We start from the raw sequence: 20,002 nt of genomic DNA on the forward strand, positions 1-20,002 counted from the left end.
GCACACTGCTTCATAACAGGCCGAGCCTGACCCAACACCTGACACCGGGAGAGTTCCTATGAAAAACCTTGTCACCCTTGCTGCCGCAGCCCTGCTCATACTCGCAGGCAGCGTCTACAGCACACAGCCAGAAAAGAGTGGCATGGCCATGAAACCGGCTATGCCCACGACCGGCACTGTCGCCACGTTCGCGGGCGGGTGTTTCTGGTGCACTGAATCCACCTTCGAGAAATACGAGGGTGTCACCGAGGCGATCTCCGGATACACCGGCGGCCACCAGGACAACCCCAGTTACAAGCAGGTTTCCAGCGGTAAAACCGGACACGTGGAAGCGATTGAGGTGCACTACGACCCCACCAAAATCAGCTACGATGACCTGCTGCAGATCTTCTGGCGCGAGATCAATCCCACCGACGGCGGTGGCCAGTTTGTTGATCGTGGCTACCACTATCGCCCGTTTATTTTTTACCACGATGATAGCCAACGCAGCGCCGCCGAGAAGTCGATCGCCCAGATGAACGCTTCAGGGCGTTACCCAGAGCCGATCCTCAGCGACATGGTGCGCGCCGCAGAACCTTTCTGGCCGGCGGAGGAGTACCATCAAAACTATTACTCCAACAACCCGATTCGTTATAAGTACTATCGCTATAACTCGGGCCGCGACCAGTATCTGCAAAAGGTGTGGGGCGACGATATTAAGTACACGCCAGGAAAAATGATGAAGACGTCCATGAGCGAGCCGATGCCGTCGACTCAGAAGAGGAACCTGACCATGAGCGATTTTGAAAAATTCATCAAACCCGATGCGGAAAAACTGCGTCAGTCACTGTCGCCCGAGCAGTTTAAAGTAACACAGCAGGAGGGTACCGAGCCTCCCTACAGAAACGAGTACTGGGACAACAAGCAACCGGGTATCTATGTGGATATCGTCAGTGGAGAGCCGCTGTTTTCATCCACGGACAAATACGATTCCCAGAGCGGCTGGCCCAGTTTTACCAAACCGCTGCATGAGGAGCTGGTAGTACAAAAAACGGATTTCAAACTCTTTGTCCCCCGCACCGAATTGCGCAGCCGCTACGCAGACTCTCATCTGGGCCATGTGTTTGATGATGGACCAGCCCCCACAGGAAAACGCTACTGCATCAATTCGGCGTCGCTGCGATTTATACCCAGCGAGCGACTGGAGGAGGAGGGCTACTCACAGTACAGCTCCCTCTTTAAATAGCCTGATCCCGCTACCTTAAGAGATAAAAAAAGGGCCGCATAAAGCGGCCCTTTTCGTTACTCGTTTCGCGTAGATTTTACTCCGCAGGCGCAAGCAATCCGGTGAGGGCTCTCGCATGTTGCAGCGCCTCCTGCCCCCGGTCCGTCAGATAGCCTCCATCATGGCGGTCGATCAACCCCTTATCAAACAGATTCTGGGCTGCTTGCACCAATTCAGGGGCGGCATCGTTGTGCACCTTAATGCCCTCCTGAATGCTGTCCGGACTGAACTGCATCAGCACTCGTATCTCTTCATACAGCGTTTGTGACAATGGCATCTTCTACTCCTTTGATTCCATCAAGATAACCCAAATCCCGGCTTAGGCGGTTGCTGATCCGACAGCGCCAGCCACCCTCTCACCAGACGGTAAATAAACCAGACTCCAACCACTAGCATTATCAACCACCCCACCATTAACAGCGTGGTAATACCCCCAATAATGCCCCACAACAACCCAAACAGAGCGCTACGCAACTGCCAACGGGCATGGATGCGCGCAAGATCACTGCGAAACTCGGCTTTCCACAACAGGTTAAACAGCAACCCTGCAAAAAAGGTGATCCCTACAAAAAAAGAGGCCGCATAGAGCGCATAGATAATGGTCAACCGCTGGCTCTCTTGCGCCGATAGCGGCTCCATCACAAACTGGGCATCATGGGGAAATGAGGGGGTTTCCCCTGAGGTAGGATCGGGCTGTTCGCTCATGGTGCGATATGACTCTGACGGCAATAAATTCACTGTAACAGTGCACCCCTTGCCTGTCACTCCCCCGCAACACTCAGGAGTCTGGGGGCGGGACAATAAGAGCTTGCTCACAAAATCAGACACTGGTCCTGTTCCGCTCGCCCAACCCGCCAAAAAGTTAACATATATCAAAGCATCGATGACTCAACCGCCCCTATAGTGTCAGCAGCACTCGATGATGGAGTACGAGTGAGGCCTAAGGAAAACAGGCAGGATCGCACACAGGAGGATGTGACTTATGGAGAAGCTGGCATGGATCAGCGAACTGGACACCGGTATTGATATCATCGACGAGCAACACAAGCGCATCGTCAACTACATCAACCAGTTACAGGACGCTCACGAGAGCAGGGACCGGGAAGCGGTCGGAGATGTGCTCAATGAAGTGGTGGATTACACCATCTCCCACTTCGCCTTTGAAGAGGCGTTAATGGAACAGGCCGGATACTCATTCTGCGCTCCCCACAAAAAGGTACACGAACTCTTTATCAGCCGCGTAGATCGCTTCTCCAAACGCCACGAAGCGGGGGAAGATGTGGCCGAAGAGCTGCTTATAACCCTGCGCAAATGGCTGCTTAATCACATCAAAAACGAAGACGGTGACTACGTCGAAGCGGTGCAGGATTACCAGCGCCGTATGCGTCACGAGCATCAGGGTTGGCTCACCCGTTCGTTGCACCGCTTCTTCGGTTAACCCTCAGCAACAAGGCACCAGGGAGCCCCCCTGATGCCTTGCTTATTGCTACGCCTTATCTGCCTGAAAACTCCAACAACCGTTTTCAGTGGGCCAATGTGGCGGTGTGGACGCAGTTGCGACCGGCATCTTTCGCCTCATAGAGCGCCGTATCGGCGATCGAGATAAAATTCGCGGCATCGCTGGGCTTATGATCCCGAGCACTGGCAACACCGATACTGATAGTCACCCTAAGACCGTCAACTTCGGTTTTTTCAATATCCGAGCGCAATCGCTCTGCCAACACCCCGGCGCCTTCCAGCCCCGTATTGGGCAGAATGATCATAAACTCTTCACCACCATAGCGGCAGGCAAAATCGACACTGCGGCTTAACCTGCGCATCTCGCGGGCGATCGCCTGCAAGACCCGATCCCCCTGCTCGTGACCATGGTTGTCGTTAAACTTTTTAAAGTGATCGACATCGAACATCAAAATCGATAGCTCCGAGCTATAGCGATAGGAGCGCTCCAGCTCGGCCTTCAGGCTCTCATCGAGAAAACGACGATTAAACAGTCGTGTGAGCGCATCCGTATTGGAGAGTGCGCGCAGCTCCTCTTCGAGCCGTTTCTGGTTGGTAATGTCGCGCAATAACGCCGAGGAGCCAATAACATCCCCCTGCTCATTACGAATGGTCGCGATGGAGGTGCTCAGCATGTGTCCCTTGTACTCATAGATAATCGGTTCCAGCGACTGATCCGACAGCTGCAACCAGGATTCCATCAGCACCTCATTGTCGAACACGCGCTTAAAGCCCTCGCTCACAATCTGCTCGTGGCTCTTCTGCAGAAGCTGTTCGGCGGCGGGGTTCACCAGTACCACGTCACCGGCGGCGTTCGTTACCACCATCCCCTCCTGGGCACTGAGAATGATGGTCGTCAGTTTATTCTGCTCATGGTGCAAACCCAGGTAGGTAGTTTGCAGCTCGCTGGACATTCGGTTAAAGCTTTGGGCCATTGATCCAAGCTCGTCCCTACCCAACACCGGCACCTTCTGACTCATATCTCCTCGCGACACCGCCTCCATCGCGGAGGTCACGCGATTGATCGGCTGCACCACGGAGCGGCGTACCATCCACCAGGTGACCAGTAGAATCAGCAGCACCGAGCCCGACAACACCAGCAGGGATTGTTGCCAGGTTTTTTCTATCTCGGCGTCAATGCGGGCCAGGGTTGTGGTCAGTTTAATAACGCCGCGAATAGAGTGATTATCGCCATGACATTTTTGGCATTGCTGTTTATTTTCAATGGGCACCAGATAGGTAAGGAAGCTCTCCCCGCTGGCGGTTTTATCGTAATACCGCACCATCTGCTGACTGGATAGAACCTCTTGCAAGCGCAGATTATCCGCCGCGAAAATGGGCACCTGCTTCTCTTCATCGCGAGGGAAAAAATCCTCCTCGCCACGGTAGCGATTGACTGCATTTATGGTGCTGTTATCCCGAAAAGCCTCCATCCCATTGGTGCGCATGATGCGAAACTCATGCACATCGGGAATGGTTCGCAAGCTGTTGGCAAAGGCCTGGGCGATGTCGGCATAGCCCGCCAGCATCACCGCTTCGAGTACGTTGATGACACTGCTGGTGATCTTGTTGGCGGCCTCTTCGTTTTGGGTGATGATGCTTTGCTGCTGCTTCTCGGTATAAAACAACACCATGGTAACGAGGCCGGCAACCACGACGGCCCCCACCACCACGATAATTCGATGACCGATCTTTCTGAATGTCACACTGTCTACTCCAGCATCCGACTCATTAGCCAGCGTATAATCGTTTGGTCTTGGGGCCACCCCATTCAAGACAGCGCCCCTCAGGGTTCAATCGTGATGGAGCCATGCATGCCACGATCGGCATGGTCATCGATGGTACAAATCACATCGTACTCACCAGGTGTAACCGGGACAAAATAGAGGTCCAGTTTACCCCCCTTGGGCATCATCTCCAACGCCAAAAAATAGGGTGCCTTGATCTCGCCGTCTTTGTCTGACTGGACTTTACGGGTAGCGATATTACGGAAGAACCCGGCGGCGGTGAAATAGTGCTTCTTCTTGCCCTTGTTCACCAGCTCGAGTTTATAGGGCTGCCCCGCTTTGAAGGTCAACTTTTGGGGTTTATAAAATAGCTTTTCCCCCTTCTCCCCCATAATTACACGCACCGTTTCCATTTTGTCCCAGTCGGTGTTGCTGACGATCTCGGAGGCATTGGTGATGTAATCTGCTGCGTTGGCAAACAGAGAAACACTCAGCAGCACAGCTGCCAGACAACCCGCTAATAATGCTTTCACGAAACAACCCTCTTGATGGCGCCTTGGGCAGGCGCATGATTACGACCTGAAAATCAGGAGGACAACAATATGGCAGAGGCTGACCACAATATAGCAGCACCCGGAAAACTGTGCACCACTACACAAAACATTAAAATGATCACACCGTATGACTCGCATCACGGCTTAGTCGCGCGCCACTCCCAGCGTATCACCTCGCCGAAATCGTCATAAACCGGTACCTTGCTCGGACCACGGTCCGTCTTACGAGGCGTCGCGCGGGCCCTGTTCGCTCGCTTCATGCGCTGGCGCTCATCAATGGCCTGGGTGACATGTAATAGTGACTCGCGTTTGACGCTGGGGGCCCCCGACGGGATACTGCGCCCCATTCCCGGTGGCATCTCTCCCGGCGCAACGGCCGATTTACCTCGGGGAATCTCCCGCACCACTCCACCACCGGAAAGAAATGCGTCCATCTCCTGCTGCAACTGCTTACGCACATCCTGTTTGCTGGGGGGGTGTTTCACGGACACTCTCGCTAGAACTCTCGTCAACCGGTTAGCATACTACTAGCGCCCCCGACTTCCCAGTACTGCCCTCAGAACGTATGGCTAATAAACATCTGCACCTGTGCGTCCTCATCTCCCATAGCGACATCCGCACGGACGACGATCCCATCGACCCCAAGGCGAATACCACCACCGAGGTTCCATTTCATATCCGAGTGCAGCTCCGATAGGTCCCACTCATCGTTAACCCGACCCACCTCGGCCAACGCCACCCACTGCCACCCACTGCCACCAGGGGATATAGAGCCTATCCAGCAGTGGGATTCGCTGGAATGGGTTGTCCCTGGGCATATGGCGATACTCCACCGCGTAGTGCACGGCGGAGCGATCGTGAAAACGGTTGGTGCTGTAGCCCTTCATGCGATCGAGCCCCCCACAGTGTCGCCCCGGCAAATAGCGGTGGGCGATGAAACTGCTTTTTTCCATCGATGCGGCTGGAGGAGTCCCAGGTGGGGGCATCGGCCCACCACATCGTGGTTGCCAACACCCGCTGCGCGGCCGTATCGGTGGCGCCAATATTAAAATATTTGGTCGCTTCAAGCTCGACACTGGTCCAGGGAATACTCTGGCTCAGGGTGCCAAAATCCCTGAACACTGCCACCCGCTGTCGACTGCCGCGGGTTGGATTCTGGTAAAAATCGGCGTTGTCGTACTCCAATGAAAAGCGCACACCACTGGTTTCCAGCAGGCTACTACCACCATCTTCGGTGTCCAGATCCTGCTTGCGGTAGAACAGCTCCAGCTCAGTGATCGTGCGCCCACTGGTTAAAGGATTCCACTCTCTCGCTCCCGCTTCGGAGCCCTCCACCAGCAAACCCTTGTCATCGATCACGAAGGTGTGGATCGGCCCGCTGGCGCCATCCCCGATTGGGAGTAGGTATCGAAACTTGGTGCGATAGTAACGATCCGACCCCTCCGCATCGACGTAGTTATCCTTGTCGGAGTCGTGGCTGCCGGCACGCTCGTCGGGAAAAGAGGAGTTACCGTTTTGGTAGGAGTGAATCTCACCATAATCTGCCAACATAAAGGACTGATCCAGAAACAGACGTTCATGGATCTGCACATCCTTGAAGATGGCGACCAGGTTGTTGGAACCGTTGCTGCTGGTAAAGGCGTTACCGACAATAAACATCTGCGGCTGAAAATATCCCGATACTACATAGGCTGCTGCGACCGCAAGTTCGGTGGTATCGTTATAGAACCCATAGGGCAAAATTTTCTGTCGCGGCTCCCGCAGGTGATCCTCTTCGCCCTCAAGCACGACATAGTTGATCGCTTGCAGCGGTGCAGCGCCGAGCACCAGCACGAGTCCGACAAGCGCTCCTAGCGCCCTCTTGAAATAGATCGGGTCTCTCATATTCCTCATGGCCCCGCGTCGGTGGCATCCTGATCAAGCAGAAAGGTCTACAATAAACTAACTGCTCAACGAGGTCTTCCATGGAATCGCGCCTGAACCCCATGCAGCTGCAGTGGCTGCAGTTTTATCTTCACGGCGGCGAAGACAACCGGGGACGCACCCTGGCCCAGATCCGGCGGCAGCGTTTCAGTTGGCTCGAAGGCACCCACGACTATATCCAGTGGCTGTTTCCCCTCCCCGAGGCGAGCCGTGCCAACCAGCAGTCCCCGCTACTGACCGAAACATTGGCGCGGCGATTTTTATCCCACCCCAACGCAAAGAGCGAATTGCTGACCTCTGTCGATTGCATCGCCCATTTTTGGGGAATTCAACGCCGTAACCTTCATTTCAGCGCCAATGACGTTGCCAGCGAACAGGAACCCCTTTGGTGCTGCAGCGCCAATCACAATCACCTGCGCATCAGCCGGGTACTGGGTTGCCTCAGCTGTCTGGGACTGGCACCGCTGGCCTACGAATTACTCGGATACCTGCTCAATACCCTGCACCAACAGGGTATTGAGCCCAACGACCTCGACTGCACCGGTTACTGGAAAAACGCCAGCACCCGCCCGGCGCTGATGCCGGAGATCTCGCCCACAGTTGAGGAGATTGAGCTGGGGCTACCGCGATAACCCCCCGATCAAAGCGCCAAGGCACCGCACAGTAGCGCTGAAGGCCGATAGTGGCCGCTCAGGCGCTGCCTGCGATTGCGTATGGAGGGGTGGGTAAAATGCCTCGGTACCTCGACCCCAAGTTGAGCCAGCAGACTCGCGATCGCCACCTCAACCGCCGGCACATCGCCAGAATCGATCTTCACCGCGATACCCAGCTGGCGACCCGGAATAGACGCCACGTAGACGCCCTCCGCCCCCAGCTTAACAAACACCTGGGTGCCCAGCTCAGTCATCAAGCGACTGCAAAAACGTTCGCTTCCAGCAACATAATGGGGGTGCTGCATGCAGGCCCTCAGTAACCGTGTAGCGGCCTCGCGGTAGGCTTCCGGCAACTGACCGGGGGCGCCAAGGCGCCCAAAACCTTGAGCCAACACCCGCAGCGGCACTGCCCAGATCGGCGCACTGCAGCCATCGAGGGCGACCGGCGCACCCGCCAGATCCACCTCCCAACAGGCTTCGATAGCCTCGCGAATGGCTTGCTGCACCGGATGTGCAGGGTCCACATAACCCTCGGTCGGCCACCCCTTGTAACGCGCCAGCGCCAACATACCGCAGTGCTTACCCGAACAGTTGTTGTGCAATACCCCCGGAGTCAGACCCTGCGCGACCAGAGCGCGAGAGGCGGCATCATTCATCGGCCAATGCCATCCGCATTCGAGATCCTTTTCAGCCAACGCCAGCTGCTTCAGCATGGCGGCCGCACAATCATGGTGATTCGCCTCTCCACTGTGGGAGGCACAGCACAACGCCAACTGTTGGTCACTGAATCCATAATGGTCTGCGGCCCCGCTGGCCACCAGCGGGAGCGCCTGGAAGGCTTTCAGGGCCGAACGGGGAAAGGTGAGTTCCTCAATATCACCGCAATGCCAGCGCACCGCACCCGACGCATCGACCACCACTGCCCGACCCCGATGACGGCTCTCCACGATACCGCCACGCATCACCTCAACCAGTACTGGATTCGCTGTCATACCTACCTCTCCTCACTACTATTGGGGATACCACTGCACTGGCCATGATGACCCTCATAGAGCGCAGCACCCTGATTTGTCGCCCCTTCAGCGCTCACACGCTTGTCGCACGCCAGCATCGACAGCCGATCGCTGAAGGTTTGCCATTTGATCGCCATCGCCTCACCCACCCGAAACCCTGGCAACGAAGGCTCCAGTGCTTCCTGCCGCTCGCGATCGAGTATCGAACGCTGCGCTTGCCGCATGGCATCAATCATGGAGAAGCGCTGGCTCAACTGCTCACGAAACAGTGCGTTGCCGAAATAGGTCATATCATGGTCGTTGCTGCACCCAAAGGAGGTGCGGTCTGCGGCGGCCGCAGCCGCTACAAAGCGGCTGTCATCGGCCAGCTCCGGCAGATAACCACCACCGTAGCAGGCGGAGATGAGCACCACCTGCCAACGTATACCCGCCTGCTCCAGCATACGAGCCAGGCGCGGCGGCGTCAGCTCGGTCAGGGGCAGGTCGCCAAACTCCGCCGCCAGCCGATGATCCTTCGAACCATGGGAGGTCAGATAGAGCACCAACAGATCCTCTTCGGGGTCCATTACCTCCCCCAACGCCTGCAGGGAGAGCTGTAGATTGGTCACCGTAGCCAGCGGCTGCAGCAAGAAGGTATCACGATGATTCACCAGCGTTAACGCGCGCCCCGCCGCATCGAAGCGCCGCTCCATGAGGTCGCGGATGATCTGCACCTCGCTGAGGAACACATCCTGGTTTGCGTAGGGCGCAAAGGCGACAAAATAGAGGTCAGTCACCCCGGGGCGCTGAGGCTCTACCCTTCCCAGCGCCTCGCCGAGCTGCTGGTGCTGGGCGATTAACAGCGCCTCCCCATCCAGCGGGGCGTAAGGCGTTGCCATCTCATCTTCTTGCCAGCGCTCGTCATCGTACGCCTCAACCCAGAAGCCCGCGTAGGAGGAGTAGGTCGCCGCCACTGGCATCCACAACAGCAACAACAGGAGAGACGCCAACGCCCCGCGCCAGGGGCCGACACCGAACAGACGCAGTAACCGCAAAGGTCCAATCCATAACCCCCACAATAGAACCACGCCCACCAGCAAGGGCAGCGCTTCGAACGCCAACGCTGTTCCCTGTATGGCGTAAGCGAGCCATTGCAGCAGATGCAGTAACGGCAGTAGGGCAAATAGGCCAACCAACAGCGGCAGCAACAGATTCCGACGGCGCAGAAGGTGTGTAACCAGCCAGGCAGCGAGCCCGATCAGTACCCATCCGCCAGCACTATAAAGCAGCGACCAGGGATTAAACTGGGCCAGAGGCGGCGCTTGCAACCAATCGCCGGCAACCTGCAACAGCAGATCGAGTGCGATCAAGGCCACCAGTTGATCGAAGGAGATCGCCAGTTGCCCCGCCCGCAATGATCGCCACGACAACAGACGTCCGCCCGCTTTCAAATTGGCTACCATACCCCGCACACCACTACGCATTTGCCGACCTCCCGCGCGCCCAAAAACCTTGAGTTAATACCCAGCCAGTGCACCACAGAATGAGCGGGTTGCCCAGCGACCATTGCCCCCCTCTCCATCAGTGGGCTCGCGCTCAAGGATTATGTGACCCGACAGGGTCCACCGTTGGCGATTGGGCACGACAATAGCGTACAAATATCGACCAGCTCGGGGGATACCGCATCGATTCTGCGCCCATAACCGGCTAAAATACACACCTATCGCCTCACCTAATCACCGCGAGCCCCTGCCGCCGATACGCGGCCAACCCATACCGGACAGGTCCCTCATGAACAAAAAAGTCGTTGTTATCTATTCCGGGGGAATGGACTCCTTTACCGTGCTGCACCGCGCCATCGAAGAGGGCTTTGAGGTCTACGCCCTGAGCTTCAATTATGGCCAGCGCCACCAGCGCGAACTCGACTACGCCCAGCGGGTATGCGACAAGCTTGGAATCCCCCACCAGATCTCCGATATCACCGCCATCAACGGCCTGTTGCAGGGTTCCTCGCTCACCTCCAATGACATAGCCGTGGCCGAGGGACACTATAGCGCCGAAAACATGAAGAGCACCCTGGTTCCCAACCGCAATATGATTCTACTCTCGTTGGCGGTGGGCTACGGGGTATCAATCGGTGCGGACCAGGTCTTTTATGGCGCCCACTCCGGCGATCATACGATCTACCCCGACTGTCGTCCCGAGTTTGTTGATGCCATGAATGAGGTAACCCGCATCGCCAATTTCGAGCCGGTAGAGATTCACAGCCCCTTCCTCCACCAGAACAAGATCGACATTCTGCACTGGGGACTGGAGCGCGGGCTCGACTACGGTGACACCTGGACCTGCTACAACGGTCGCGAGCGCGCTTGCGGAAAATGCGGCTCCTGTGTCGAGCGCCTGGAAGCGTTTGAGCTCAACAACGCCACCGATCCTCTCGACTACGAGTAAGCGGGGAGGCCACCATGTACAGCATCAAAGAGGCGTTCTATTCGCTTCAGGGCGAAGGCGCTCATACCGGGCGCGCCGCCGTATTCTGCCGTTTTAGCGGCTGCAACCTCTGGTCGGGTCGACAACGGGATCGCGCCGGTGCGATCTGTGATTTCTGCGATACCGCCTTCGTCGGTAGCGATGGCAAAAATGGCGGCAAGTTCCGCCACCCTGACCTTTTGGCCCAGCACCTGAGAGCACTCTGGCCCGCCACCGAAGGCGGTGTCCCCTACGTGATCTGCACCGGGGGCGAGCCCGCCCTGCAGCTCGATGCCGCCCTGGTGACGGCCCTCCACCAGCAGGGCTTTGAGGTCGCGATAGAAACCAACGGCACCCGCCCCCTGCCCGAGGGTATCGATTGGATCTGCGTCAGCCCCAAGGGCGCCACCGACATTGTGGTCACCGCAGGCGATGAACTGAAGCTGGTCTATCCTCAGGAACAGGCGCCGCCAACACGCTTCGACGGCATGGACTTTACTCATTTTTACCTGCAACCCATGGCGCTGGTCGATGACATTGAACCCCTGCACAGCGATAGAAATCTCCAGCAGTCAACCATCGACTACTGCCTGCGCCACCCGCAGTGGCGCCTGAGCCTGCAAACCCACAAATTAATAGGCATCGAATAATGGAAATATATAAGGATTTCACCTTCGAGGCTGCTCACCGGCTGCCCAACGTCCCCGCCGGACATAAGTGTGGACGCCTCCACGGCCACTCCTTTCAGGTGCGCATCGTAGTCGAGGGCGAGGTCGATACACAAAGCGGCTGGATCATCGATTTTGCAGAGCTCAAATCCGCTTTCAAACCGATCTATGAGCGTCTCGACCACTACTACCTGAACGACATCGAGGGGCTGGAAAACCCCACCAGCGAGAATCTTGCGCGCTGGATCTGGCAACAACTCAAACCCGGGCTTGCCCTGTTGAGCCGCATTGAGGTGAAGGAGACCTGCACCTGCGGCTGTGTCTACCACGGCGACTAGCCGCGGGGCCGTAAGCGGAGGTTTACTCGCGAATCGGCCCCTCTGATTTGATCTCCACGTTGATAAACTCCGCGAACAGCTGCTCAACCTCGGGGCAGTTCAGCTTATCCATACGCTCGCGCAGATACCCCAGGGGCTTGATGTAGCCGATATTACCCGCGTCCCGCTCCTCCTCTGCCTTGAGGTAGGCCGCCACCATATCCGCGGCCTTCAACAGCTGGGCCTCTTTCTCACTCAGGTGCTCTCCCGACAACAGTGCGCGGATCTCCTCCCCCAGATCCGGTGCAAGGTCCGCTGACAGCATCTCCACCGCCTCGTGTTCCAGCGCCTTGTAAGCTTGCTGCAGCTGCGGTGAGTGATACTTTACCGGCGTAGGCAGGTCACCGGTGAGCGACTCGGTGGCATCGTGGTAGATTCCTGCCAGAGCCAACTGCGCCGGATCCACCGCTTCACCATTGCGGCGCGCCAACAACCCTAAAAGGTGCGCGATCACCGCCACCTCCCAGCTGTGCTCCATCACATTTTCGGACACCAGGTTTTTGGAGAGCCCCCAGCGATTGATCCATTTCAACTTACGAATGCGCGTTAAAAATTCGCTGCTTTCGCTCATAGTTCCGATTCCCCTGCGCGTTAGTGCTGCGGCCAGTGTGTCGGATTGCGTCTCAAATGCAAAGGCTACCAACATCGCAACCGCACGGCCTGGGTCCTACGAGCCTAAACGCTCCGCACCCGATCAAACAGCTGCAGTGCCGCACCCGCCCCGCTGTCGAGGCAAAGCTGGCGGAGCCCCAGGGGGGAGCGCGCAGACGAGGATTCTTTACCTGGCTGACGCTCCTCCGCCAGGGTAGCGACCAGATCGACATATAGGTTCGGCCAAGCCAGCGGTTGGCGCTCGGTGTATTGGGTGAGCCTGCAGGCGTAGCGCTCGGCCTGGAGCCATTGGGCGTCCAGCAGTGAAACCTCTATCGCATCGCGTAAAAACCACAGGTAGTTCTGACTCGGGGCCCCCGGAGTCAGCAGGCGCTCCCCCTCCTGCAGCGCCCGCTGACGCTCGTCAGCCCCAGAGGCTACCAGCGCTTTTGCCCCAAAGGCGATCGCACCGACGTAACCAAACCCTGTACCCGCAGCAATGCTGATCGCGCGCTCAGCCAGGCTATTGATATCGCCGTCCCACCCTGCACCACGACGAGCCCGCGCCAAAAACAGCAAGTAGAGCGCCTCGAAACGCTCCGCATGCAATCCGTTGGCGATCTCCAGTGCCTGCTCGAGCTCCGAGCAGGCCCATGCATAGTCGCCCTGCTCGCAGAGGGTTTTTGCCAAACAGCTGCCCCGCGCCACCATTTCGGTGCGCCGGTCCCGTAGCGACAAGGAGAGCCGAATCGCTTCACGGACATCCTGCTCCGACTCGTTGAGGCGGTTGAGGTACAGCCGCATATGACCCCGCAGGCTCAAATTTGGCGGTTTAAATCGGCTTAATTCGGCGCTCGTACAGAGCGCTAGACAGCTGTTGTAGGCCTGCTCCGCCGTGGCAACCATGCCCTGCAACAGGTTGGCATCGCCGATGCCGCTCAGAGCCTGTATTTCGGCGACCGGAGAGCCTGCGACACGGGCACTGCTGATCGCCTCTTTGTGGCTCTGCAGGCAGCCGTCGATATCACCCCGGGAAAACAGCAGGTTGCCTCGTAAATTGAGCAACATGGCCAGCTCGGCCTCTCGCTCCAGCCGACGAGCAACCGCCATCGCCATCGGTAACTGCTCAAGCCCTTCGTCACCGCGTTCAAGAACCCTCAACGAGCGCACCAACTCCACCCGCAGCACCAGCTCTCGCTCCGCCAGCAGGTCGCGGTCGTCAATTGATGCGATCCATTCTAACGCCCGCGTAAAGTGATTTACCGCCTCGACATGAGCCCAACTCTCTGCCGCATGCTGGCCAGCACGATGCCAGCAATCGATCGCCTCGATGAGTTTCCCCCCCTGCTCAAAATGCGATGCCAGCAGCTCCGGGGTGGTCGCCGCCATCTCGGGTAATTGCTGCTGAATACGTTCGGCCACCAGCCGGTGATGGGTGCGACGGGTTCGATTGAGCAGGGATTCGTAGGCGACCTCCTGCACCATAGCGTGGCGAAAGGCGTAGCTCTGTCGCACTCCGGACCCGGTCGTCACCAATAGCCCGGCATCCAACAAATGTTCGAGTCCCCGCGCACACTCACCCTCGGTAAAGGGCGAACAGGCAACGATCACGCGATGACTGAAATGCCGGCCCAGCACCGACAAAAATTGGGCGATTAGCTTATCGGGGCCCAAACGATCGAGCCGCGCCCGCAGTGAATCCTGTAATGATGACGGCACGCGGTGGGCCTCTCCTCCCTGCTCCTGACCATCCAGTACCGCCTTGGTAAGCTCCTCCACATAGAGAGGTGACCCTCCGGAGCGCTGCAGAATCTCCGCACGGGTCTGCTCCGATAGTGCCTGACCTCCAGCAACCGCTACCACCATCGCTTGCGCCGCCTGCTGATCGAGGGGTTCGAGACAGAGGTGAAGCAAACCCGTTGCCATTTCCGGCATCCAGCCCAGCGGCTCGCGCGAGGTCACCAGCACCGACAGGTTTTCCATCTCCGAGCGCCGACACAGCTGCTGTAAAAATTCAGCCGTAGAGGAGTCGATCCAGTGAGCATCCTCCACCGCCAGCAATAGCGGTTTATGCCGACTGAACTGCAATACGACCTCCTGCAACGCTGCCAGCATCGCGCTGCGTCGCTGCTGGGCAGCACGCCCATCCACAGCCTCCGCCACCCCACCGCCGCCCCCGTCTATGGCCGCCGAATCGCTGTCGAGGAGCGCGCTCTGCAACAGCTCGAAAAGCTCCTGACTGTTGACTCCGTGCATCTCAAGAACCTGCCGCAATGCCTGCACATTGTCCGCAGCCCCCTGCATCTCCAACAGGCTTTTCCAGTGCCGGCGAATGGGGTACAACGGCCGATCACGGTAGAACGGTGAACAGCGCAAGATGACCCGTTCAAAGCGACCCGAGGCCAGGCCCAGCACATGCTGCAGCAACCGGGTTTTCCCCATGCCGGACTCGCCTTCGATCACCGCGACGCAGCCTTGCCCCGTTGGCGAGCATAGCCGCTGCGCCAACCGTTCAATCTCCTGCTGGCGTCCTACGATCGGTGCCACGGGTGCCGCTCGGGCATGCTCCAGTACCGCATCGACCCGGTAGGCGTTCACCGGCGAGGTGATCCCCTTCAAGTTGTGCTGTCCCAGCCCCTCGACAACAAAACGCCGACTGACCAAGCGGTAGGTGCCGGGACCTACCACCACCGTGCCGGGGGCCGCTACTCCCTGCAGTCGCGCCGCAAGATTGGGGGTATCCCCCAGCACGGCATGCTCCTGGGCCTCCCCGTCGCCAATGATATCCCCGGCCACTACGAGGCCGGTTTCGATGCCTACCCTTGCCCCCAGCTGCGGATGCTCACCCACCCGGATACGGGCAACCCGGGCAGTCATCTCCAGCGCCGTCGAGCCCACTAGATCACAGAACATGACCGTCAATTGGCGGCGCTCGGCATTATCATCAGATTCGACAACGTCCGCTGCCCAGAGCGCCTGACCGCACCCACAGCAGTAGGATTGCTGGGCGCTATTCAGCTGCGCACATGAGGGACAGGGTGTGGGCAAAGCGCTACCGCAAACGGTACAGCGTCTATGGGGCGAATCCGCAAGCGCCCCACAGGCCGTGCAATAAAGGCTGCCGGGGTTCCGTTGTGCTGAAATTGGATTACACCTTAACGATGTCAGCTTTCATGCTGTAGAGGATAAACAGCACCTCCTCCTGCTCACGCTGCCCCACCCCATTGCGGCGCAACGCCTCCAGTGCGTCATCCACTACGGCGATAAACTCGGCGCAATCGATGTTCATACCCCGATGGGCCTCCAGCATCGCCTGCCCCTCATACTCCGATGGTCCCCCCGTCCCCATACTGAAAAAGGTCGCCACTCGTCGCTTCAGGACGGGCGTGTCAGACCCTGCAAAGCGAGGAGAGATACGCGGATTTTGCTGGTGCAGGTCAACGATATCATTGGCGATTGAGGTGATCGCCGCAGCGCCCCCCAAGCGTTCATACAATACTGCGCTCACTAGAGAACTCCTTACCCGCATACCCCCGGAACGGAGTATCGCGAGTCGATAATAAAGGCAGGAATAAACGTTGCGGGGTGGGGCTGAAACAGCGAGCGAATGCCATTGGCGACAACGCAATTGGAGCGCAAATAGTTCCCCCCAGCGTTCAACCATCAGCATAGCCCAGTTGACATAAATCAACCAGCATCCAGAACACCACGAGGGAGGCGCACCCGCTAAGGGGCGCGGGACAGCTTATCGGCCCATCGCTTCCAGGGCACGAACGGCAGCGCTGTTTATGGCGGGCTGTAGTCGCGCGGCAGATACCGGCTTGAGGATAATATTCTGACGGGGCTTGCGACCGCCCTGCGCCAGATAGTCGCGGGCCGAGGCCGGGGACGCGGTAACCAGCACCTCAATGGCTGGGTACTCACCCTGCAGATGCTGCATCAAGTTCTGCACCGTCTCGGCTCCCAACGCCAGATCGAGGCACACCACCCCGACCGGGTTCGAGTGTTCAAGCAACTCATACAGCGCCTCGGGCGATTGAGCCACCTGTACAGACTCAACAGATTCAATACTCTCCGCAAGGGTGCTATAGAGGGCTTGATAATCAATGTCGGGGTCGAGCACCGCCAGCTGGCAACTGCTGCCAGCGGTCGCCTCGGGCTTCAACAAATGAGTTTGCTGTCTGGACTGCTCCACGGCCTGATCCAGCACCTGGCCGAACTCCTGCAGGTCCCAGGGTTTGCTCAAGCACCGAAACACTTCGGCGCCTTCGATAGCCGCTTCCAACTGTTTAAAGTCGGTTCCCGACAATAGAATTCGCACACTGCCCGGTTGGTGCTGGCGAGCCCAGGTCAGCAGCTCGTGCCCCCTCTCATTGGGCATACGCTCGTCGGACACGATGACGTCAAAAGAGGCTCCCTGTCCGATCAACTGCCTTGCTTCACTGGCGTCATTAGCGGTACTGATGTTGTAACGGGACTTAAATGCCGCTCGCAGCGAGCGCAGAACCCGTGGTTCATCATCGACTACCAGCACATGGGGCCGGCTGGAGCTATTGATAGCCGCTGCAGATTCAACAGACACGATGCACCTCCATCGTTCGATTCACTCAAGCCACGCGAGGCAGCTGAAGACAGATTTCGGTACCCTGCCCCGGCTCACTGCGCACCACTATTTCACCGCCATGGCTCTGCATAATCTTGTAACAGATCGACATTCCCAAGCCGGTGCCCTCGTTGACACCCTTGGTGGTGAAGAAGGGGTCAAACATCCGGGATTGGGTGACCGGATCCATACCCATACCGTTATCGCGGAACAGTATTTCCACCCCATCATCGGTGGCGCGGGTTTCGATGACGATTTCACCACTATCGGTCTGGGTCGCCTGGGCTGCATTGGTAAGCACGTTCATAAACACCTGGTTGAGCTGCGCGGGCATGCAGGTGACCAGGGGTAATGCCTCGTCATAGCGGGTCACTACCTTGCGCTCCCCGATCACATGACCACAAATTTTGAGCGTGGCCTCCAGACCCTGGTGAATATCGGCTGGCTGCGCATCGCCCGACTCCGCGCGACTGAATTCACGCAGGGAGTCCACCAGCTGCGCGATCTCCTTGAGTCCGTGACCGGAATCATCAAGCAGCTCATTCACATCCTGCATCGACTCACTCTGCTTAATTTTGCGATAAAGCAGAATATTCCTCTTCATGAGCTCGCTCAGCTTGGCCCTGTCAGCGGGTTTACGCGTTGCTTCTCGCTCCATGAGTCCTGCGATCTGGTAGAGGCTTGTGACCTCCGACAAGTTGGCTTTGACGGTATCAATATTACTGGAGATGTAACCCAGCGGGGTGTTGATTTGGTGGGCAACCCCGGCTACCAGCTGACCCAAAGACGCCATTTTTTCAGTTTGCATCAACTGTTTTTCAGAGTTCTGAAGATCTTCAAAGACCTCCTCCACCTGCGCCGTACGCTCGGCAACCTGAGCATCGAGGGAGACGTAAAGGCTACGCAGTTTAAAAGCGATCAAGCCGGAGAAAAGCAACAAAAGGGCAATGTAGGCGGTCAACGCAAACATAAACTGCTGCTGCGCCTCTCCTTTGCTCACCTGCCATGCGCCAAAGGCTTCCACCAGCTCCCCCATACGCGCGTCAGAAGTGGATCCCAGGGCGCTGGCGAGATAGCGGTCAGTCTGGCGTTTCTCCTCCACCACCGTCGCCACATGATTGGTAAACTCGATAATTCGTGACAGTGACTCCGCTGGCAACAGGGCTTCGGTCTCCGGGATCTGGCCAATTTGGGCCCTGAGGTCATCGGCGCTGGTGAGCTGCCCCTGGGTCGCATAATCCATCACCGAGAACACCACATTGCTGTAGAACCGCGCCACTTCCGCCAACCCTTGCTCCTCGGCAACCGCCATCAGCTCACGGCCAACAAGTGGCGCATAGCGCTCCGAGTTTCGCAGCACCGAGTTATGGGATTTAAAGTTCTCAATCAGGTCTTTCTTGTTTTCAAGCTCGCTGCGAAATGCCACAAAACGCTGCTGCACCAGCGACCCTTCCATGGAGTCATCGCCGAAATAGTCTGACTCAAGTTTTTCGATGGCGCTGTCCAGCTGGGTGGTCGAACTTACCAGGGCGTCGTAGTTGGTATCCAGTCGGATACGGCTGCGCAGCGCCAGCTCGCTCACACTTGAATCAAGACCATCGATTTGAAGCAAGCGCTCATTCACATCGCTACCGATAGAATCGATATCGGGCAGCTGCGTTTCGTAATAAAACAGTGCGCTCCCTCCACCGAGAGCGAGCAGAAAAAATACGATCAGTAATGTAGAAGGTTTCATCTAGCGTACCCCCTCTGGCAATTCGCCAACCAGCGAAGCCAAAAATGCAATAATGGCTTGCTTGTCCGCCGCAGGGACATCGCGCCCCAGCTGAAACTGAATCATGATGTCCACCGCTTCATCAATCGTAGGGACCGAACCGTCGTGGAAATAGGGTGGCGTCTTGACCGCCAATCGCAGGCTGGGCACCTTAAAAACCCGCTTATCCCATTCGTTGCGGGTGACATTGTAGCGGCCCAAGTCTTCGGCCAGGGTTCCCTCCTGCATCACGATATCCTTGAGCACGCCGAATTTCTGGAACATGTTGCCGCCAACATTCTGTCCCTGGTGGCAGGCAATACAGCCGTAGGACTGGAACAACTGGTAGCCACGCTTTTGCTGCTCGGAGATCGCATTCTGGTCCCCACGCAGAAACTTGTCGAAGGGTGCATTAGGGGTAATAAGGGTCTTCTCAAACTCGGCAATCGCCTCAACAATACCATCGGCGGTAATGTCACTACCGTAGATAGCATTAAAGGCTGCGGTATATTCCCCATCGCCCGCCAACTTGACAACGGCCTCATCCCAGGAGGCCATGCCCATCTCGATGGGGTTGGTGACCGGGCCCCGGGCCTGCTCCACAAGATCCGCCGCTCGGCCATCCCAGAACTGGGTAAAATTGAAGCCGGAGTTCAGCACTGTGGGGGAGTTACGCTCCCCTTTTTGACCCTTAACACCGGTCGAAACCGGAGCCAGGTCGGTGCCGTACCCGGTTTTGAGGTCATGACAGCTCGCGCAGGACAGGGTGTTGTCGGAGGATAATCGGCGATCAAAGAAGAGCAGCTTACCCAACTCCGCTTTGGCAACGTCTACCTCAACCTTCAGGGGTAGGGGAGTGATCGGTTCGGCGCTGGAAGCGTAACCACTTGCAAGTGATATCAAGCCAGCAACTGCACATAAAACGAGTTTA

The 20,002-nt window shown here is 57.5% G+C and carries 21 protein-coding genes; 6 read left to right on the forward strand and 15 right to left on the reverse strand.

Annotated elements, in window-relative coordinates; all coding sequences use genetic code 11:
• Nucleotides 1-58: 58 nt before the first annotated feature.
• Nucleotides 59-1,225: a peptide-methionine (R)-S-oxide reductase MsrB gene (msrB, locus tag ACP3PW_RS03390; RefSeq protein ID WP_426415256.1), complete on the forward strand. Its 1,167-nt coding sequence runs from the start codon at nucleotides 59-61 to the stop codon at nucleotides 1,223-1,225.
• A gap of 76 nt (nucleotides 1,226-1,301) precedes the next feature.
• Here the strand turns inward: msrB and ACP3PW_RS03395 are convergent, their stop codons facing one another.
• Together ACP3PW_RS03395 and ACP3PW_RS03400 are read right to left on the reverse strand one after the other, a co-directional pair.
• On the reverse strand, nucleotides 1,302-1,541 hold the full coding sequence (locus ACP3PW_RS03395) for a TIGR02647 family protein (RefSeq protein WP_426415257.1): 240 nt from the start codon (nucleotides 1,539-1,541) through the stop codon (nucleotides 1,302-1,304).
• A gap of 20 nt (nucleotides 1,542-1,561) precedes the next feature.
• Entirely contained in the window at nucleotides 1,562-1,969 is a 408-nt protein-coding gene (locus tag ACP3PW_RS03400; RefSeq protein WP_426415258.1) for a DUF4870 family protein, read from the reverse strand.
• Nucleotides 1,970-2,246: 277 nt separating this feature from the next.
• Between ACP3PW_RS03400 and ACP3PW_RS03405 the strand changes: the two genes are divergently transcribed.
• Nucleotides 2,247-2,702 (forward strand): bacteriohemerythrin, encoded by a 456-nt coding sequence (locus ACP3PW_RS03405; protein WP_426415259.1) that lies wholly within the window; start codon nucleotides 2,247-2,249, stop codon nucleotides 2,700-2,702.
• A gap of 85 nt (nucleotides 2,703-2,787) precedes the next feature.
• On the opposite strand, the gene ACP3PW_RS03410 is transcribed toward ACP3PW_RS03405, so the two are convergent.
• From ACP3PW_RS03410 to ACP3PW_RS03430, 5 genes are all read right to left on the reverse strand, one after another.
• Complete coding sequence (locus ACP3PW_RS03410) at nucleotides 2,788-4,467, reverse strand: sensor domain-containing diguanylate cyclase (RefSeq protein WP_426415260.1); 1,680 nt, start codon at nucleotides 4,465-4,467, stop codon at nucleotides 2,788-2,790.
• A gap of 80 nt (nucleotides 4,468-4,547) precedes the next feature.
• Entirely contained in the window at nucleotides 4,548-5,021 is a 474-nt protein-coding gene (locus ACP3PW_RS03415) for a multicopper oxidase domain-containing protein (RefSeq protein ID WP_426415261.1), read from the reverse strand.
• Nucleotides 5,022-5,179: 158 nt separating this feature from the next.
• Nucleotides 5,180-5,527, reverse strand: coding sequence for a hypothetical protein (locus ACP3PW_RS03420; RefSeq protein WP_426415262.1), 348 nt, complete (start codon nucleotides 5,525-5,527; stop codon nucleotides 5,180-5,182).
• A 71-nt stretch (nucleotides 5,528-5,598) separates the two neighbouring features.
• Entirely contained in the window at nucleotides 5,599-5,781 is a 183-nt protein-coding gene (locus ACP3PW_RS03425; protein WP_426415263.1) for a hypothetical protein, read from the reverse strand.
• Nucleotides 5,782-5,816: 35 nt separating this feature from the next.
• Nucleotides 5,817-6,926, reverse strand: coding sequence for a hypothetical protein (locus tag ACP3PW_RS03430; RefSeq protein ID WP_426415264.1), 1,110 nt, complete (start codon nucleotides 6,924-6,926; stop codon nucleotides 5,817-5,819).
• Between the two features lie 80 nt (nucleotides 6,927-7,006).
• Between ACP3PW_RS03430 and ACP3PW_RS03435 the strand changes: the two genes are divergently transcribed.
• Nucleotides 7,007-7,597, forward strand: a complete 591-nt coding sequence (locus ACP3PW_RS03435; RefSeq protein ID WP_426415265.1) for an opioid growth factor receptor-related protein — start codon at nucleotides 7,007-7,009, stop codon at nucleotides 7,595-7,597.
• 8 nt (nucleotides 7,598-7,605) lie between these two features.
• On the opposite strand, the gene ACP3PW_RS03440 is transcribed toward ACP3PW_RS03435, so the two are convergent.
• Both ACP3PW_RS03440 and ACP3PW_RS03445 read right to left on the reverse strand, forming a co-directional pair.
• Nucleotides 7,606-8,610, reverse strand: coding sequence for an asparaginase (locus ACP3PW_RS03440; RefSeq protein ID WP_426415266.1), 1,005 nt, complete (start codon nucleotides 8,608-8,610; stop codon nucleotides 7,606-7,608).
• A 2-nt stretch (nucleotides 8,611-8,612) separates the two neighbouring features.
• The gene (locus tag ACP3PW_RS03445) at nucleotides 8,613-10,094 is read right to left on the reverse strand and encodes a C13 family peptidase (RefSeq protein WP_426415267.1); all 1,482 of its coding nucleotides are present in this window, start codon (nucleotides 10,092-10,094) and stop codon (nucleotides 8,613-8,615) included.
• 307 nt (nucleotides 10,095-10,401) lie between these two features.
• Here ACP3PW_RS03445 and queC point away from each other — a divergent pair, with 307 nt between their 5' ends.
• Genes queC through queD form a run of 3 tightly spaced genes read left to right on the forward strand, consistent with a single transcriptional unit; the run spans nucleotide 10,402 to nucleotide 12,085 of the window.
• Entirely contained in the window at nucleotides 10,402-11,061 is a 660-nt protein-coding gene (gene queC / locus ACP3PW_RS03450; protein ID WP_426415268.1) for a 7-cyano-7-deazaguanine synthase QueC, read from the forward strand.
• A 14-nt stretch (nucleotides 11,062-11,075) separates the two neighbouring features.
• The gene (queE, locus tag ACP3PW_RS03455) at nucleotides 11,076-11,729 is read left to right on the forward strand and encodes a 7-carboxy-7-deazaguanine synthase (protein WP_426415269.1); all 654 of its coding nucleotides are present in this window, start codon (nucleotides 11,076-11,078) and stop codon (nucleotides 11,727-11,729) included.
• Nucleotides 11,729-12,085 carry a 6-carboxytetrahydropterin synthase QueD gene (gene queD / locus ACP3PW_RS03460; RefSeq protein ID WP_426415270.1) on the forward strand — a complete coding sequence of 119 codons (357 nt, stop codon included), beginning with the start codon at nucleotides 11,729-11,731 and terminating at the stop codon, nucleotides 12,083-12,085. The genes queE and queD overlap by 1 nt, the downstream gene beginning before the upstream one ends.
• 22 nt (nucleotides 12,086-12,107) lie before the next feature.
• Here queD and yfbR read toward each other — a convergent pair whose 3' ends face one another.
• The 6 genes from yfbR to ACP3PW_RS03490 all read right to left on the reverse strand — a co-directional run bounded on the left by yfbR (nucleotide 12,108) and on the right by ACP3PW_RS03490 (nucleotide 19,974).
• Nucleotides 12,108-12,695: a 5'-deoxynucleotidase gene (yfbR, locus tag ACP3PW_RS03465; RefSeq protein WP_426415271.1), complete on the reverse strand. Its 588-nt coding sequence runs from the start codon at nucleotides 12,693-12,695 to the stop codon at nucleotides 12,108-12,110.
• A gap of 104 nt (nucleotides 12,696-12,799) precedes the next feature.
• Entirely contained in the window at nucleotides 12,800-15,763 is a 2,964-nt protein-coding gene (locus ACP3PW_RS03470; RefSeq protein ID WP_426415272.1) for an ATP-binding protein, read from the reverse strand.
• 100 nt (nucleotides 15,764-15,863) lie between these two features.
• Entirely contained in the window at nucleotides 15,864-16,223 is a 360-nt protein-coding gene (locus tag ACP3PW_RS03475; protein WP_426415273.1) for a group I truncated hemoglobin, read from the reverse strand.
• Between the two features lie 237 nt (nucleotides 16,224-16,460).
• On the reverse strand, nucleotides 16,461-17,297 hold the full coding sequence (locus tag ACP3PW_RS03480) for a response regulator (RefSeq protein WP_426415274.1): 837 nt from the start codon (nucleotides 17,295-17,297) through the stop codon (nucleotides 16,461-16,463).
• Between the two features lie 25 nt (nucleotides 17,298-17,322).
• Nucleotides 17,323-19,053 (reverse strand): DAHL domain-containing protein, encoded by a 1,731-nt coding sequence (locus tag ACP3PW_RS03485; RefSeq protein ID WP_426415275.1) that lies wholly within the window; start codon nucleotides 19,051-19,053, stop codon nucleotides 17,323-17,325.
• The gene (locus ACP3PW_RS03490) at nucleotides 19,054-19,974 is read right to left on the reverse strand and encodes a cytochrome-c peroxidase (protein ID WP_426415276.1); all 921 of its coding nucleotides are present in this window, start codon (nucleotides 19,972-19,974) and stop codon (nucleotides 19,054-19,056) included.
• Nucleotides 19,975-20,002 lie beyond the last annotated feature (28 nt).

The sequence above is a fragment of the Aestuariirhabdus sp. LZHN29 genome (assembly GCF_049985285.1).
Lineage (GTDB): Bacteria > Pseudomonadota > Gammaproteobacteria > Pseudomonadales > Aestuariirhabdaceae > Aestuariirhabdus.

Bases quoted from the DNA above. Each gene is read 5' to 3' on its own strand.
- msrB (WP_426415256.1), top strand. From the start codon at position 59: ATGAAAAACCTTGTCACCCTTGCTGCCGCAGCCCTGCTCATACTCGCA.
- ACP3PW_RS03395 (WP_426415257.1), bottom strand. From the start codon at position 1,541: ATGCCATTGTCACAAACGCTGTATGAAGAGATACGAGTGCTGATGCAG.
- ACP3PW_RS03400 (WP_426415258.1), bottom strand. From the start codon at position 1,969: ATGAGCGAACAGCCCGATCCTACCTCAGGGGAAACCCCCTCATTTCCC.
- ACP3PW_RS03405 (WP_426415259.1), top strand. From the start codon at position 2,247: ATGGAGAAGCTGGCATGGATCAGCGAACTGGACACCGGTATTGATATC.
- ACP3PW_RS03430 (WP_426415264.1), bottom strand. From the start codon at position 6,926: ATGAGAGACCCGATCTATTTCAAGAGGGCGCTAGGAGCGCTTGTCGGA.
- ACP3PW_RS03435 (WP_426415265.1), top strand. From the start codon at position 7,007: ATGGAATCGCGCCTGAACCCCATGCAGCTGCAGTGGCTGCAGTTTTAT.
- ACP3PW_RS03440 (WP_426415266.1), bottom strand. From the start codon at position 8,610: ATGACAGCGAATCCAGTACTGGTTGAGGTGATGCGTGGCGGTATCGTG.
- ACP3PW_RS03445 (WP_426415267.1), bottom strand. From the start codon at position 10,094: ATGCGTAGTGGTGTGCGGGGTATGGTAGCCAATTTGAAAGCGGGCGGA.
- queC (WP_426415268.1), top strand. From the start codon at position 10,402: ATGAACAAAAAAGTCGTTGTTATCTATTCCGGGGGAATGGACTCCTTT.
- queE (WP_426415269.1), top strand. From the start codon at position 11,076: ATGTACAGCATCAAAGAGGCGTTCTATTCGCTTCAGGGCGAAGGCGCT.
- queD (WP_426415270.1), top strand. From the start codon at position 11,729: ATGGAAATATATAAGGATTTCACCTTCGAGGCTGCTCACCGGCTGCCC.
- yfbR (WP_426415271.1), bottom strand. From the start codon at position 12,695: ATGAGCGAAAGCAGCGAATTTTTAACGCGCATTCGTAAGTTGAAATGG.
- ACP3PW_RS03485 (WP_426415275.1), bottom strand. From the start codon at position 19,053: ATGAAACCTTCTACATTACTGATCGTATTTTTTCTGCTCGCTCTCGGT.